The sequence below is a fragment of the Microbaculum mangrovi genome, assembly GCF_051390635.1.
Classification (GTDB): Bacteria; Pseudomonadota; Alphaproteobacteria; order Rhizobiales; family Tepidamorphaceae; genus Microbaculum.
Genome location: NZ_JBPODT010000007.1, coordinates 20,146 through 36,981, shown reverse-complemented (window position 1 = coordinate 36,981; position 16,836 = coordinate 20,146). Strand labels below are relative to the sequence as shown.

Here is a 16,836-nt window from a genome sequence, read left to right as displayed (position 1 = left end):
CCAATCAACGGTCGCTCGGTGCGGCCGACCATCGGCCGAGACCTGGCCGGATTCCGGCGGCGGTTTTGATATGCCGGCAGATCTGACAGACGGCGAGAAGACGCTTCTACACGAACTCTTCTATGAGCCCTACTACCGGCGGTACGCACCCAGGCGGGTCTGGGGCGACGAAACGGCGTCCTTCGAACATTTCCTAGCGGAAGGATTAGCGGCAAACGCCTCGCCGGGGCCGTTCCTGTCGATCGACTACTGCGCCGCCAGGCTGGACAGCGGCGAGACCGCCAAGGCTGGAGTCGCGTTGGCGTGGCTGCGCGCGGGAGCGGACCAGGCCTTCGTGCCCAACAGGGTCTTCGATCCCGGATACTACGACAGCAAGATTCCCGGACGGCAGCGATCTGATCTTTCGGCCTTCCAGCACTTCATCCGGGAGGGCGAGGCGAAGGGGGTGCCCCCATGTGCCCCGCTGGAGGGGCTGGTCGCGGGCGAGGAGCTGCGCCGGGCGTTCAGCAGGCCGTATTCGCAGTATCTGGCACTCGTGCCCGATGGGCACGAGGTCGATATCCTTGATCCGGCCTACAGGGAGCTGATCCACAAATACATCGACAATGAATATTACGTCTGGGCGAACGGCTTGAGCATCGATCCGGACGACGATCGCGGCGTACACGACCACTTCTTCTCCGTCGGTCTTCTGAAGGGCTTCCGGCCGCACTACCTGTTCAACAAGGACCTCTACGCCAATCGCGTGCGCGACCGCATCGAGACGCAGCGGCACGAAAACGGTGCCGGGATCCCGCCGATCGACGACATCCAGGTCGGCGAGTCGGAGTTCCTCCACTGGTACTTCATCGGTCGAAAGGAACGCATCTCGCCTACGCCCTTCTACGATGACGAGATCTACATGGCGCACCCGGACATGGCGGGGGCCAAGGGGTGGGGCTTCGATCACTTCGTCATCCACGGCGTGAACGAGGATCGCCGCGCGAGCGTCTTCTTCGACGCGAATCGCGTCCGAAAGATCATGTTCCCGGACCGCGTCGAACTTGAAGTCGTGCCGGCGGCTGCCGACGTGTTCGAGGGCGTCGACATCGATTCCATCGCGACCAGACGGCACAGCCAACGCCGGCGACTGGTGCCGGAGCAGATCCGTCGCTCGAGGCGCATCGCACGTATCCGCAAGTCGGCCCGCATCGTCACAACCACGATCCGCGAGCAGATCGACAGCGTGCTGGGCCCGGTCCCTAGGCCGCCCAAACCGCTCCTCAGGCAGTATTTCATGTGGCCGGACAGAAACGTCACGGCGCCGACCGAAGACATCTTTATTCCCGGGGCCATGCGAAAGCCGGGGGACGAAGATCGCCGGTTCTGCGCGGTCGAGGATCTCGCGGCCGAACTCCTGCGCCGCGTCGAGCGGCTGAACAGCCCGACGCTTCGCGACGTCGTTCGCCGTGCCGCTGAGATCGAGCCGCTGATTCACCGTCCCTACGGCCCGCGGATGATCCAGCTCGCGCCGATCAAGCACATGTCGGCGGGCGCGATCCTGGCAAGCGAGAAACTCGTCGCCAGGCTGCCGGTGAAGCGGGCCGACATCGTCGTGACGATCCCCAGCTGCCGCATGTCGGGCGCCGCGCGCGTCGCGGGCGAGCTGACGCGCGGCCTTCGCCAGTTGTTTCCGGACGCGACAATCGTGGTGTTCGTGACCGACTTGTCGGATTTCGAGTATCCGGAATGGTTCGACGAAAAGGCACACGTCGTGCCTGTTTCCGACGCGGTCGCGCCGCTGCGCCAGGACGAGAAGACCGCGTGCCTCCTAGATCTCGTGCGGGGCTTGCGGGCAAAGCGCCTGTTCAACGCCAACAGCCGCCTGTGCTGGGACATGACCCAGCAGTTCAGTCAGCAGCTCGCCGAAATGATGGAGGTGTACTGCTATCTGTTCACCTGGGACCTGAACGAAATGGGGCACAAGGGCGGCTATCCCATCTCCTATTTCGAAGGCGTGTTCGAGCACGCCGACGCCTTCATCTGTGACAGCACGGCGCTGGATCAGGAACTGACCCATCGCTTCCAGCTGCCGCGCGTGCTTTCGGACAAGCTCCATGTCCTGCATACCCCGGGCCAGAAGAGCGAACTATCCCATGCCGCGGTTTTCGAGACGCGGCGCAGCGAGCGGCAGGGGCTGAGGGCGATCTGGGCGGGCCGCATGGATCGGCAGAAGCGCTTCGACGTCGTCAAGGCGATCGCGCTCGCCCGCCCCGATATCGAGATCCTCGCCTGGGGCAAGCCCGTGCTCGGCGACAGCGACGAGCTCGCCGATCTGCCCGGGAACATCAAGCTGATGGGGACTTACCAGTCCTTCGACGACATGCCCTGGGAGACGTCGGACTTCTATCTCTACACATCGCAATGGGACGGCGTGCCGACCGTTCTCATCGACGCCGCCAGCCGCGGGATCGCCACCGTTGCCAGTCGCGTCGGCGGCGTCGGGGACGTCGTTACCGAGGATACCGGCTGGCCCGTCGAGGACGTGCTCGATCCGGCCGCCTATGTCGCCGCGATCGAGCGGATGTGTGCGGATCCGGCCGAGGTCACGCGCCGCGCCACCAACCTGAAGCGGCATGTCGAAGAACGGTTCTCGCCGGAGGTCTATCTCGAGAGCCTTCGCACGATCGTCGGAAGGGATTGAGCAATGGCGCAATCGAAGCGGCCGGACATTTCGGCGATCCTGACCGCCCATGGCGAAGGCGTCATGGCGGGCGCCTCGTCGCTCAGCATGATCGAATGTAAGGACGAGGCGGAGCGGCGCGGCCTGAGCGTCGAGCTCATCGTCACACTCGATCGGGCCGACGACGTCACCCGTCAGATGTTCTCGGAAAGGGTCGGCGACGGCTGGCAGGTCCTGGAGACCGATTTCGGCGATCAGGGCAAGGCACGCAATTTCGCCGCCGAGAAGGCCAGAGGCCAGTTCGTCGCCTTCCTCGATGGTGACGACATCTGGAGCTACAACTGGCTGACGGCCGCGTGGGATCTATGCAACCAGGCCCCCGACACGTACATCGTTCATCCGGAATACAATTGCTTTTTCGAGGGAAGCAGCAACATCCTGATCAAGTGCGATCAGGAGGACCCGTTCTTCAATCCGGCGTTTCTGCGCTTCGGCAATTACTGGGACGCGCTGACCTTCGCCCGGAGGGACGTTTACATCGCAACGCCCTATGTCGCGCGCGAGATGAGCAAGGGATACGCCTTCGAGGACTGGAACTGGAACTGCCAGACCATCGAGAAGGGCTATGTCCACCGGATCGTGCCCGACACGATCCATTTCAAGCGGCGGCGCAAGATCTCGCAGACGATCAGGGCAAGCCAGCGCGGGGCGCTCGTCCGCCCCACGGAGCAATTCTACTTCGACAATCTTCCGGACTAGCGGTGCGCTCGGACTAGCGGTGCGCTGCTGAGCAGATTTTCGCGGGCGGCCTGCCTTGCGGCCTTTCGCCGGCCCGACGGGGTTTTCGGGCGCCGCCCCATTGCCTGGACGACGCCCGAAGACATGTGTTCGGCGCGAGCCGGCGTCCCAGGGCCGGGACCGCTTCGCGCCGCGGTTGGGATGGCGCCCTCAGATGACGCCCATGGCCCGCATGGCCTCCGCCACGCGGACGAAGCCGGTGACGTTCGCGCCAAGCACATAGTCGCCGGGCGCGCCGTATTCCTCCGCGGTGCTTGCGCACGCGTCATGGATATTGCGCATGATCGCCGCCAGGCGCTCCTCGGTCTTCTCGAAAGACCAGCTGTCGCGGCTGGCATTCTGCTGCATTTCCAGCGCGGAGGTGGCGACACCGCCTGCATTGGCGGCCTTGCCCGGGGCGAACAGGACCCCAGCCTTCCGGAAATTATGCACGGCCTCGGGCGTGCAGGGCATGTTCGCGCCTTCGCCGACCGCGACCACGCCGTTGTCGACAAGGGTCTTGGCATCGGCGCCGGTCAGTTCGTTCTGGGTCGCCGACGGTATCGCCACCTCGCAGGGAACATCCCAGATCGAGCCGCCCTTGACGTAGTGGCTTCCCACGCCCTTGAGCCGCGCGTACTCGGAAATCCTGCTCCGGCGGACCTCTTTGATTTCCTTGACCAGATCAAGGTCGATGCCGTTCTCGTCGACGACGTAGCCGTCGGAATCCGAACAGGCCACCACCTTGCCGCCGAAGGACAGGATCTTCTCCATCGCGTAGATGGCGACATTGCCGGTCCCCGAGACCACGCAGCGCTTGCCGTCGAAGCTGGTGCCGCGCGTGCCGAGCATCCGCTGCACGAAATAGACCGTGCCGTAGCCGGTCGCCTCGGTGCGGGCGCGCGAACCGCCGTATGACAGTCCCTTGCCGGTCAGCACCCCGGCCTCGTATCGGTTGGTCAGGCGCTTGTACATGCCGAACATGTAGCCGATCTCGCGCCCGCCGACGCCGATGTCACCGGCCGGAACGTCAATGTACTCGCCGATATGGCGGTGCAGTTCGATCATGAAGGACTGGCAGAAGCGCATGATCTCGCGATCCGAGCAGCCCTTGGGATCGAAATCGGTCCCGCCCTTGCCGCCGCCGATCGGAAGCCCGGTCAGGGCGTTCTTGAAGGTCTGCTCGAAGCCGAGGAACTTGATGATCCCGACATTCACCGACGGATGAAACCGCAACCCGCCCTTGTAGGGGCCGAGGGCCGAATTGAACTGCACGCGGAACCCGCGATTGATTCGCACATCGCCCTTGTCGTCGATCCACGGCACCCGGAAGATGATCTGGCGCTCGGGCTCGCAGATCCGCTCGATCAGCGCCTCGTCGGCATATTCGGGATGTTTCGAAATCACGCGTCCGAGGCTTTCCAGCACCTCGTGCACGGCCTGATGGAACTCCTGCTCGCCGGCATTGCGGTGCAGAACCGTGCTAAGGATCGGTCGCAGTTTCTCGTCGATTGAGTTCATGAATCCTCTTTCAGAATACCGGCGACGGGCCCGACGGCCTCCGGGAGGCTGGCGCGGGCCGTTTAACCGAGACGTGCGTATTGCACAGCCGTTGTTTCCGCCAGCCCCTTGCCGGGTCGGTCCGGCTGACCTGCGAGCGATGTCTCTTTCACGAGGCGTGAGCGTCCGCCCCGGCACTTGTCGGGCAGATGACGCGGAAGCGGTTCGCGGAAGATCAGATCATCTCTGTTGTGCGTGCGCACGAGGCGGGAACGAAGACGGGGATTTCTTAGCGGCTGCGACCGGACTTGCCAAGACGTGGGCCCGCGACCGATCGCGGCTGGCCCTCGATCTCTAAGCGGCTACAATAGAAGGGGGCGGCGTGATGACGGACTACAGTTGCGGCTGGCCCTCGATCTCTAAGCGGCTACAATGCTGTGATCGCCTCCCAGGCCAAGGATCTGGTTGCGGCTGGCCCTCGATCTCTAAGCGGCTACAATTGGACGGCGTTTACACGCTGGGATGATCCTGTTGCGGCTGGCCCTCGATCTCTAAGCGGCTACAATCGCGATCGCGCGGCTGGAAGGGAGCGCACCAGTTGCGGCTGGCCCTCGATCTCTAAGCGGCTACAATCGGGCGACGTCGATCGTGTCGCAGCCGCCAGTTGCGGCTGGCCCTCGATCTCTAAGCGGCTACAATCGAGCGCGGCATAGGCGTCGGCTTCCCGCTGTTGCGGCTGGCCCTCGATCTCTAAGCGGCTACAATGCACGTGCGCTCGCGGACCACGGACAAAGGGTTGCGGCTGGCCCTCGATCTCTAAGCGGCTACAATAGGTTTTCCATAACGCCTTTCTCTTCGATACGTTGCGGCTGGCCCTCGATCTCTAAGCGGCTACAATGGTCATCTCGCCACGGAAATACTCGATGGCGTTGCGGCTGGCCCTCGATCTCTAAGCGGCTACAATCGCCAGCCTTCACGCATATGACATCGCGACGTTGCGGCTGGCCCTCGATCTCTAAGCGGCTACAATAGCGTCCTGATCGTGTGGACGCAGGTGGAGGTTGCGGCTGGCCCTCGATCTCTAAGCGGCTACAATATATCGCCCAAAACCACACGGCTTCTGCTATGTTGCGGCTGGCCCTCGATCTCTAAGCGGCTACAATCCGCGCACTTCTCGTCGAACCACATCGCAGTTGCGGCTGGCCCTCGATCTCTAAGCGGCTACAATCCCCGCGCGCGCGCCCCGACGGTCAACTAGTTGCGGCTGGCCCTCGATCTCTAAGCGGCTACAATGGGTCGTCAGAAACTCCGCGACCGCGTTGCGTTGCGGCTGGCCCTCGATCTCTAAGCGGCTACAATAGAATCGAGATTCACTTGAGGCCATCAAGAGTTGCGGCTGGCCCTCGATCTCTAAGCGGCTACAATAGATCTTTGGATAACCCCCTGATTTTCAGGGGGTTTTTCCTTATTCGGCACGGGAAAAACCGCGCGCCGGCGTCGAAATTCGGCGCGCCGGTCCGGTTTTCCGGAGCCGTGTTCCCGTTTTCGTCCCGTACGGAATCGCGCGCTGGCGCGGGATTCCCCCGACGGTCATTCGCGATGCACCAATCATTAATGGCCATGCACCAATAAACTGGAACTTGGTTTTTCCGGAGCGGGTCGGAGGTCTGATCAGCGTGCCGTTCCCGATACGTGCCGGTCCTTGAGTTGATAGAGGTTGGCGTAGCGCCATTTACCTTACGATATCAGGTCTTGGGGTTCGATGGGGGCACGATCGGACCGGACCGGTTTCGGCGTAAGGACGAGAATTGAATATTTGGGTCTGACTGGTGGGCGTATCCGCGTTATATCGGGGCATGGTGAGTAGACGACGGACATGGATCGGACGATGGTCCCGCGGGCGACAGATCGCGACCTTCCTCGGAGGGGTCGCGTGTGCCGTCACGGTTACGTCCGCCGCGTTGTTCAACCCGACTCCCGTCGCGGCGCAGGAGGGTGAGGCGCAGCCCGCTGCGCGGGAACCCGGCGGTATCGCCTATTCGGTCACGATCACCGTCGACGGCGGCGAGGCGTCACTCCCGGACCTGATCGCGGAGTCCTCGAACCTCAAGGCGCTCGAATCCGATCCGCCGTCGGGCCCCTTGGGCCTGGTGCGGCGCGCCCAGTCGGACTTCCCGCGAATCCAGAAGGTCCTCAACTCCGAGGCCTATTTCGGCGGTCTGATCGATATTCGCGTCGCCGGCGTCCCGGTGGCGAACCAGCAGGCGGACGAGCAGGCCTCTGCGGCGGCGGCCGCACGCCAGCCCGTTCCGGTCACGGTCGACGTCAAGGCGGGCCCGCAATTCGTCATCGGCAGCGTCACGCTTGTCGACGCGGCGACCGGCGGGCCACCGCTCGTGCCGATCGACCGCGCGAAGATCGGCCTCGAACCGGGATCGCCGGCGAAGGGCATCCTGGTCATCGACGCCGAAACGCGCATCGTCGACGCGATGCAGAACCTCGGCTATCCGTTGGCCGCTGTGCCGAGACGGCAGGCGATCGCCGATCATTCCAGCAATACCCTCGATGTCACGTTCTTCCTGTCGCCGGGCAGGCAGGCGGATATTGGTCCGGTCCAGGTGCGCGGCGCCGAGGGCGTCAACGCGGACTTCATCGCCCGGCAGGCCGGCGTGAAGCCCGGCACCCGCTATTCGCCGGAAGAGATCCGGAGGATCCGCGAGAACATCACCGATCTCGGCGCCTTCCAGTCGGTGCGGATCGTCGAGGGCGACGAGATCACGGCCGACGGGCAGATCCCGCTCTTCATCGAGGTGGAAGAGCGCAAGCCCCGCTTCGTCGGTCTCGGCGCGAGCTACTCGTCGACCGACGGGGCGACCTTCAACGGCTACTGGGGCCACCGCAACCTGTTCGGCAATGCCGAGAAGCTGCGGATCGAAGGCGAGGTGTCGCGGCTGTTCGAGAATTCCATCGACGACCTGACCTATCTCGCCAGGGCGACGTTCGAGAAGCCGGGATTCGTGACGCCGATCGACGACCTTCTCGCCGAGGCGCGGGCGTTCCGCGAGACGCCGGACGCCTATACCTCGACGGGCGCGGGCGCCACGGCCACGTGGCGGCGGCGGTTCACGGACCGGATCGAAGGCCGTATCGGCGTCGAGATCGAACACGCGGAGATCACCGACGCGTTCGGCACCAACACCTATACACTCGTCGGCGTACCGATCAGCGGCACCTACGATTCGACCGACAACAAGCTCGACCCCTCGAGGGGCATCCGCGCCAGCCTGCAGGCCGAGCCGTTCCCGAAATTCCTCGGTTCGTCGCTCAACATGACGGTCTTCAAAGGGTTCGTTTCCGCCTATCACGCGATGGACGAGGCACAGCGGTTCATTCTGGCCGGCCGCATCGAGGCCGGGACGATCCAGGGACCCGACACGATCGCCGACATCCCGGCCGACCGGCGCTTCTATGCCGGCGGCGGCGGGTCGATCCGCGGCTACGACTACCAGGGCGTCAGCCCGCGGCTGCCGAACGGGCAGATTGTCGGCGGCAAGAGCCTGTTCGTCGCGTCCGCCGAGGTGCGGCTGAAGATCACGGAGACGATCGGCATCGTGCCGTTCGTCGACATGGGTGGTGCTTTCGTGTCGAGCGCGCCAGACTTCGATTCGAACTTCAAGATCGGCGCCGGCATTGGCCTGCGCTACTATACGGCTATCGGGCCGATCCGCTTCGACATCGCGGTGCCGCTCGACAAGGGGCCGTACGATCCGAGCGTCGCCTTCTATGTCGGGCTCGGGCAGGCGTTCTGAGCCGCAGAGGTCCACTTGCGATACACACGCCGCATAGCCGGGATCGTCTCGGGAATACTGCTGATTCCGCTCGTCCTCGTGGGCGGGCTGCTGCTGTTCGCGCAGATCGCGCCGGGGCGGGCGCTCATCGTCTGGGCGGCCGAGACCCTCGCCAGCAGCGACGACCAGAAGCTGCGTATCGGCGGCCTCACGGGACGGATCCCGTTCGACATGACGGTCAGCGATGTCGCGATAGCCGACGCGAACGGAACCTGGCTCGCCATCGACAAGGCGCGCCTCGTCTGGCGGCCTTTCTCGCTCGCCGCGGGCGTCCTGTCCATCCAGATGGTCGAGGTGGACACGGTCGATTTGCGCCGGCTCCCGCCGCCGGCGGAAGCCGCGCAAGATGATAGCGGTGGCGGCTTTCCTGTGCTGCCCTTCGAGGTGGTGCTCGACCGCCTGTCGGTTGGCGAAGTCGCGCTCGGCGAACCGGTGCTCGGCGTGCCGGCCGCCGTCTCGATCGAAGGCGAGGCCCGGCTTGGCGACCCGTCCGACGGTCTGTCGGTGCGCCTCGATGTCGACCGCATCGACGGAACCGATGGCCGGATCACGGCGCGGCTCGCCTATGCGCCGGATACCCAGGCCCTCGATCTCGATCTCGTCGTCGACGAGCCCGCCGGCGGGCTGGTATCGCGCCTGAGCGGTATACCCGGTCTCCCGCCGCTCCGCGCCGAACTTGCCGGGAACGGGCCGATCGACGACTGGACCGCCGACCTGAAGCTCGCCGCGGCCGACCAGGGAAATGCGGCGGGCCGCGCGACGATCAAGCGCCGGAGTGACGGGCGGATGATCACGGCCGACTTCGCCGGGTCGCTGGCCGGCCTGCTGCAGCCCGCCTACGCCCCGCTCGCCGAAGGCCGGTCGACGCTCACGGCCCAGGTCTTCGTTCCCACCGACGGTGCGATCGAGATTGAAAGGGCCGAGGTGCTCGCCGCCGCCGGCCTGGTGTCGGTCAAAGGCGCCTTCGATCCCGACAGCCAGGCGATGGCGCTCGACTACGAAGTGGTCGCCGGCCAGGCGCCGCGGTTCTCCGCCATCCTGCCGGTGCAGGCGGCCTGGCGCGGTATAGAGATCGTCGGCCGTGCCGGCGGATCGGTCTCGCAGCCCGATATCACCGCCCGGCTGGCGGGCGAGGGCCTGTCCTTCGAGGGCAACGCCGTGGAGATGCTGACGCTCGACCTGAGCGCCAGGGCGCAGGGCTCGGTCGAGGATCCGGACACCGAGATCGCGCTCAAGCTCACCGGCCGCGCCGACGGCTTCGCGCCGACGGACGCCGCCTATTCCTCCGCGGCCGGCGAGACGGTGACCCTCGACGTGGCCGGAACCGTGACGCCGGCGGGACGCTTCACCGCCGATCCGGCGCGGATCGTGCTCGGGTCCGGACAGATCCAATGGGTCGGCGTTGCCGGGCCGGACCGGGTCGACGGAGATCTGACCGTCAGCAATGTCGATCTGTCGGCCTTCGCCGGGCTCGCGGACATGGAGCTTCGCGGCGAGGCCAGCCTCAAGGCCAGGGTCTCGGGCCTCTTTGACGGGTCGATGGTGCAGGCGACGCTCGACGGCGGCGCGACGGGCTTCGGCACCGGCATCGCCCAGGTGGACGGCGCGCTCGGCGACGCCTTCACCATCGCCGGCGGCATCGAGCGCGGCGCGGACGGCAGCTTCGCCTTCGACAACCTCGTCGTTTCCGGTGCCGCGCTCAGGGTGACGGCCGACGGCAGCGCGGACATGAGCAGCGCCGACGTCACCGCCGAGATCGACCTGCCGGATCTCGCCCGCCTCGACCCGCAGGTCACCGGAGCGGCGACGGTGACGGCACGTCTGACCGGATCGATCGAGGACCTCGCCGTTCAGGCGACCGCCGCGATCGACGAGGCGACCGCCATGGGGCAGCCGATCACCGGACTGAAACTCACGATCGACGCCCAGGACGTCACCGGTCGCCCCTCGGGGACGCTGGCGCTCGAAGGCGCGGTCGATCGCCATCCGCTGACCGGCCGCGGTCGCCTGTCGTCGCTGGACAACGGCGGCGCCGATGTCCAGGGGCTCGATCTGACGGTCGGCTCGGTCCGGGTGTTCGGAGACCTCTCCGTCGATGGCGCCGGACTGGCGCAGGGCCAGCTGTCCCTGAAGGCGGCCGATCTCGGCGACCTGTCCTCGCTGCTGCTCACCGAACTCGCCGGCAAGGTCGATGCGACGGTCGACCTCGCGGTCGAGAACGGCGTCCAGGTCGCCAGCGTGAAGGGCGTGGCAAACGGCGTCGATGCCTTCGACGTCAGGATCGGGTCGGCGGATGTCGATGCGACGGTGCGGGACCCGGCCGGAACCCTGACGCTGGACGCGGATATCGCCGCCAAGGCGCTCGACGCGGGCGGCCAGCGCATCGACGAGCTCAAGCTCACCGCCCAGGGCGGCACCGACGAGAATACCGTCAGCCTGTCGGCGAGGGCGCTTGGCGCCAGCCTCGATACCCAGGGCGCCGTCGCGCTTGTCGACGGCAACGCGACCGTCACGCTGAACAGCCTGACACTGACCGGCGGCGGCCAGACCGGAACGCTCGCGAGACCGGCGACGATCCGCGTCGCCGATGGCGGCGTCGCGATAGAAGGATTCAACCTGACGACCGGCGGCGGCGGGATCGCCGTCGACGGCAGGGCGGGCGAGACGCTGGATCTGAACGTCGCGATCAACGCCCTGCCGCTTTCGCTCGCCGACATCGCCATGCCCGGCACCGGCATATCCGGCACGCTTTCGGGCCGGGCGAACCTCTCTGGCCCGGCCACCGCGCCGGGCGGTGACTTCACGCTGAAGGTCAGTGCCCTGTCGCTGCCGGCCATGCGGGAGGCGGGCGTCCGGCCCGCCGATATCGACGCGTCCGGTAGGCTCGCCAACGGGCGCTCGAGCATCGACGCGAGGATAACGAGTGCCAGTGCCGCGACCCTGAACGTCTCCGGCTCCGTCCCGCTGTCGGCCGACGGTGCGCTGGATGTCGCGCTCAAGGGCCGCATCGACCTGGCCATGCTCAACGACATGCTTGCCGCCTCCGGCGACCGCGTCGCGGGCCCGATCGACATCGACATGAAGGTGACCGGCCGGGCCGACGCGCCGGATGCCAACGGCACCATCCGGCTTGCCGGCGGCAGCTATTCGAGCCCGCTCAACGGCGTGTCTCTCGACAATATCGCGCTCGACGCCAGGGGGGGGCTCCAGGCGATCGAGATCACCCGCTTCTCCGCGACGGCGCCGAACGGCGGCACGCTGAGCGGATCCGGTCGCGTGCGGCTCGACGCCGCCAACGGGTTTCCGGCGGAGATCCGGATCACCGCCGACAATGCCGAGATCATCTCCAGCGAGCTGGTCGATGCGACGATCAGCGCCGACCTGACCCTGACGGGGCCGACCGCAACCGGTCCCGCCCTGAAGGGCTCGGTGACGATCAACCGGATGGATATCCAGCTTCCGGACCACCTGCCGACATCCGTGACGCCGATCGCCGTCGAACATGTCAACGCGTCGCCCGCCGTGCAGAGGCAGCTTCAAGAGGAGCAGGCTTTCGGCGCGGGCGGCGGTGGCGGTGGCTACCTCATCGATCTCGATCTGACGGTCAGCACGACGAACCGCATCTTCGTGCGCGGCATGGGCGTCGACGCCCAGCTCGGCGGATCGATCCAGGTGCGCGGAACGTCCGACCGGCCGCTCATCGTCGGTGGCTTCCAGCTCAGGCGCGGTTATGTCGACGTCATCGGCCAGCGCATCGAGTTCACGCGCGGGATCGTCACCTTCACCGGCTCGGACAAGATCGACCCGGAACTCGATCTGGTCGCGTCGACGACGACCTCCAGCATCACCGCCCAGGTCGCGATCACGGGCACGGCGTCGAACCCCGCCATCAATTTCTCCTCTTCCCCCGAGCTGCCGCAGGACGAAGTGCTGTCTCACCTTCTGTTCGACAAGGCGACCGGCCAGCTGTCGACAGGCGAGGCGATCCAGCTTGCCCAGGCCGCGGCGCAGTTCGCCGGCGTCGGCGGCAGCGGTCCGGGCATGATCGACAACATCCGTAAGAAGCTCGGTCTTGACGTGCTGCAGTTCACCACTGCGGGAGCCGACGGCGCCCCGGCGATCGGCATCGGCCGCTATATCAACGACAACATCTATCTGGGCGTGACGCAGGGCGCGACCGCGAATTCGAGCCGCGTCACCGTCGATATCGACGTGACCGACAGGATCCGTGCGCGCGGCGAGGTGGGCGCGGACGGCTCGTCGAGCGTCGGCGTCAACGTAGAATGGGACTACTAGGCGGATAGCGCGGGAGACGGACCTGCCGCCGCAAGATCCCCGTCCGGGGGGCGGTCAGGGCTCCTGTCGGCATTACCGCTGCTGCCGCGTGCCTCGTGCAGGAAGGGTTCCGCGCGAGTCCACGGTTCCAAGAAAATGATCTATTGTGACGGCCGCGCTGGTTCTTGATTGCGCCATTGGGGGGAAGCCCCGAAGGAACAGGCTGGACGGTGGGTCGCGACGCAGATCGTGCACCGATAAGAAGGTTTGAAGATGCGGTCAGGACCCGGTGCCCGGTTTTCCAATCGTGCATGGCCGGACGCCACGTTGCCCGCTGGTACGGCGGGCGAGGCCGCCGCATGACGCTCCTGACCATCCGCTCGGCCGATTTCCCCGCGCATGAGCGCATAGCGGCGTTTCAGGACGTCGTTTCGCACATCACCAAGCTCGAAGTCGTGCCGGAGGAGCCGGAGCGGTTCTGTTCGCAGACCAGCATCGGCGTCTTGCCGGGCGTGGTAACCGGCTGGGGCGGGCATTCCGCTTCGACGGCGACACGCACCGTCGCGCTCGCCGCGGACATGGTCGACAACGTGATGTTCCACATCCCGCTCGTCGGCGGCTATTCGATGCAGCAGCGCGGCGGCGAAAGGGTGGAGTGCACGCCCGGCACGATCTATCTGGACCCCTGCGAGGTGCCCGGCGTCGTGCAGTTCCATGGTGCCTGGAGCGAAGGCTTTTATGTTTCGGTGCCGCGCCCTTTCCTGATGTCGGCGGGGGCCGGTCTCGGTACCTCCCTGTGCCGTCTCGTCCCGATGACCGCGCAATGGCGGCTTCTCCTCGCCTATGCGCGCGGACTGCATGACGAACTGGGCTGTCTGGCGCCGCAAGAGGCTATGCGGTGCGCCGCGCATGTTCAGGATTTGGTGCTGATGGCACTGGACGGGGCGCGGGCGGCGGAGGTGACCGCGATCGGGCGTGGCGTCCGGGTCGCGCGGCTGAAGGAGATCAAGGCCGACATCGAGCGCGACCTGACGTCTGACACTCTCTCGATCGGTGCGCTGGCACGCCGCCATGGCGTTTCCGATCGCTACATTCGCGCCCTGTTCGCGTCCGAAGGGACCAGTTTCAGCGACTACGTTCGGCTGCGCCGGTTACTGCTGGCGCACCGGATGCTGTCGGATCCGGCCCGCGCGTCGCAGAAGATCGGCGACATCGCCTTGCAGGCGGGTTTCGGCGATCTTTCCTGGTTCAACACCGCCTTCCGACAGCATTTCGGCGCCACGCCGTCCGAGGTCCGCGCAGAGGCGCGGGCAGCACGCTAGGCGCGTGGTTGCCGGGTTGTACCGGCTGGCCATACTTCCGTTCCGCTCACCCCAAGATCGGCGGGCCGCGCGCGCCTATTATCGCCGCGCCTCGTACCGGCCCGCGGTCGGAACGCACACCCGTTGATAATGCCCGAGGGGCCGATGATCCGCACCGTCCTTGCCGTCCTGTTCCTGGCAGCCAGCCTTGGCGCCACTACCGCCCAGACCCCGGAAGCCGAGAGGGCAACCGTTCTGATTCTCGATGCATCGGGCTCCATGTGGGGGCAGCTCGATGATGGACGGACCAAGATCGAGGTCGCGCGCGATGTTCTCTCGGGTTTCCTTGCCTCCCGCGACATGTCGGTGCCCCTCGGCGTCATCGCCTACGGGCACAATCGCAAGGGCGACTGCTCCGACATCGAGGTGATCGCCCCGGTCGGCGGGCAGGGCGCGGCGGCCCTTTCGGGGCGCTTGGGACGCATCAATCCCAAGGGCAAGACGCCGCTGGGCCGGAGCCTGCGAAAGGCGGCGGGCGCGATTCCGCGCACGGCGGAAGAGGCCGATATCGTTCTGGTCACCGACGGGCTGGAGACCTGCGGCCTCGACCCCTGCGCGGTCGCCGACGAATTGGCGGCACAGGGGATCAGGATCCGCGCCCATGTCGTTGGCTTCGGCCTCACGGAGGCTGAAGCACAGGCGCTCGCCTGCGTGCCCGATCGCACCGGCGGGCTGCTGCTGCGGCCGCAGACAGGGGCCGAGCTTTCCGAGGCGTTGTCGCGCGCAACGGCCAAGGCGCCGCCGGCGGCCATGACGGGGGCGAGGCTGATCTTCTCCTATCCCGGCGCCATGCCGGAGAGCTATGAATGGCGCCTGCGCAACAGCGAGACCGGTGAGGATCGCGCGCTCGGAACGGTGACGGGCGAGGCCCGCTACCAGCCCTTCGCGCTGGAACTGGCTCCCGGCCGGTACACCGCAATCGTCACCGCGAAGGCGGGGCGCGGCGAGGCGGACTTCGCCGCCACCGGCGAGGGGCAGGACATCGTCGTCACACTGCAGGGCGCACTGCCCGTCACCGCGATCCGCGATCGCGGTCCCTATGCGGCGCGCGGCGAGACGGTGACGATCGACGCGGTCATCACGCAGGCCGGCCAGGAAACCGGGGGCGCGGCGCTGTCGCTCCGGCTCTTTCCGGCAGATGGCGGCGAGGCGATCACCTACAGCACGGTTGATGGCGAGGCCGGTGCCAAGTGGGCCGGCATAAACCTGCCCGACCGGCCGGGACGCTATCTCCTGCGTCTGGAGACCTGGGGCGGCGAGGTGCTGGAGGAGATGATGATCGTCGCAGAGCGCGATCCGGCCGTCACTCTCGTCGCGCCGCCGGCCGTGGCGCCGGGCCAACCGATCGCGGTCGAAAGCACCGGCAGCCAGCTCTCCAGCGACCGCATCGAGATATGGCAGGACGAGACGCGGATCGACTGGGGATTGACCCTTGGCGATTTCGCTTCCGGCAGCCAGCTTCGCGCTCCCGCCGAACCGGGGATCTACGATCTGGTCTATCGTGGCTACGATTCCGGCGGCAACGACGTGGACAAGGCGCGGGTGTCGATCGAGGTCGGCACCGTGACCGACGACGCCACCGGAGAGGATGCGCTGCGCCGGAAGGCCGAGGCCGACATGGGCCACGGGCCGGACGGCGGATCCGATGAAGGCATCGCCTGGGAGGACTATCCCTATCATTGCCTCGGGGGCGACAATTGCGAGGTGCAGGACGAAGCAACCGGCCTTTCCTTCTTCCTGCCTAAAGGGTGGGTGGCGACCAGCCCCTCCGTGACGCCGATGACCGCGGGGCCGGCCGCCGCCGGCGTGCGGAACCCGCTTCCCAATGTCGAGTTCTACCAGGCCGGCGGCGACCTCAATGCGATGGTGCTCAATCCGCATCAATGGATCGAGGCCAATGGCCGCTGCGTGGTGACGCGGGCCGGGCCGCTGTGCCTGATGCGCAATGACGCCGCGCCGGACGACGCGGCGGCGGCGAAGGCCGTGGGCATTCTGCAACATACGCTCACCACCGGTCGCGTTATCCGCCGTTGCGGCGCGGCGCCGTGCGACTTTGCCCATCCCAATCCGGCGATCGCCGGCAGAATGCCGTCGCTGTGGTCGGTCGAGGCGGCGCGCGTTCTTCCCGACGGGCGGTTGGCGACGTGGTACTTCGATCGCGACCGGGGCGGAAATTTCAAGCTGATCGGCCTCAATCAGCAAGGTGGCGACGGCTGCCTCGAAGCCGCGCCCGGCCAGCTGCTGTGCGAGTTCACGCCGTATATCTCGACCGAGGAATTCGAGCTGATCCGGTCCAGTCTGACGGTCGGGCCCGTGCGGCAGGCCGCGCCCCTGACGTCCGACGATATCGAGAATCTCCTCGACCGGCTCGCGCCCTCGCGGCAGCCCGCCGAATGACCGCGCGCCGGAGCCA

The 16,836-nt window shown here is 66.5% G+C and carries 7 protein-coding genes and 1 CRISPR repeat array; of the genes, 6 read left to right on the top strand and 1 reads right to left on the bottom strand.

Going from position 1 to position 16,836, the window contains the following annotated elements:
* The first annotated feature begins 70 nt into the window (after positions 1–70).
* Entirely contained in the window at positions 71–2,683 is a 2,613-nt protein-coding gene (locus tag ACSF9G_RS23230) for a glycosyltransferase family 4 protein (RefSeq protein WP_436644447.1), read from the top strand.
* 3 nt (positions 2,684–2,686) lie between these two features.
* Positions 2,687–3,421: a glycosyltransferase gene (locus ACSF9G_RS23225; protein ID WP_436644446.1), complete on the top strand. Its 735-nt coding sequence runs from the start codon at positions 2,687–2,689 to the stop codon at positions 3,419–3,421.
* A 189-nt stretch (positions 3,422–3,610) separates the two neighbouring features.
* Here the strand turns inward: ACSF9G_RS23225 and gdhA are convergent, their stop codons facing one another.
* A complete protein-coding gene (gene gdhA / locus ACSF9G_RS23220) occupies positions 3,611–4,960 on the bottom strand; it encodes an NADP-specific glutamate dehydrogenase (protein WP_436644445.1) in 1,350 nt (449 codons plus the stop codon).
* 312 nt (positions 4,961–5,272) lie between these two features.
* Positions 5,273–6,364: a CRISPR direct-repeat array (repeat unit 36 nt; unit sequence GTTGCGGCTGGCCCTCGATCTCTAAGCGGCTACAAT).
* A 536-nt stretch (positions 6,365–6,900) separates the two neighbouring features.
* On the opposite strand from gdhA, the gene ACSF9G_RS23215 reads away from it, so the two are divergent.
* The 4 genes from ACSF9G_RS23215 (at position 6,901) to ACSF9G_RS23200 (ending at position 16,820) form a co-directional block, all read left to right on the top strand.
* A complete protein-coding gene (locus tag ACSF9G_RS23215; RefSeq protein ID WP_436644444.1) occupies positions 6,901–8,748 on the top strand; it encodes an autotransporter assembly complex protein TamA in 1,848 nt (615 codons plus the stop codon).
* A 15-nt stretch (positions 8,749–8,763) separates the two neighbouring features.
* The gene (locus ACSF9G_RS23210; RefSeq protein ID WP_436644443.1) at positions 8,764–13,083 is read left to right on the top strand and encodes a translocation/assembly module TamB domain-containing protein; all 4,320 of its coding nucleotides are present in this window, start codon (positions 8,764–8,766) and stop codon (positions 13,081–13,083) included.
* Positions 13,084–13,292: 209 nt separating this feature from the next.
* Positions 13,293–14,384: a helix-turn-helix transcriptional regulator gene (locus ACSF9G_RS23205; RefSeq protein WP_436644442.1), complete on the top strand. Its 1,092-nt coding sequence runs from the start codon at positions 13,293–13,295 to the stop codon at positions 14,382–14,384.
* A 144-nt stretch (positions 14,385–14,528) separates the two neighbouring features.
* Positions 14,529–16,820, top strand: coding sequence for a VWA domain-containing protein (locus tag ACSF9G_RS23200; RefSeq protein ID WP_436644441.1), 2,292 nt, complete (start codon positions 14,529–14,531; stop codon positions 16,818–16,820).
* Positions 16,821–16,836 lie beyond the last annotated feature (16 nt).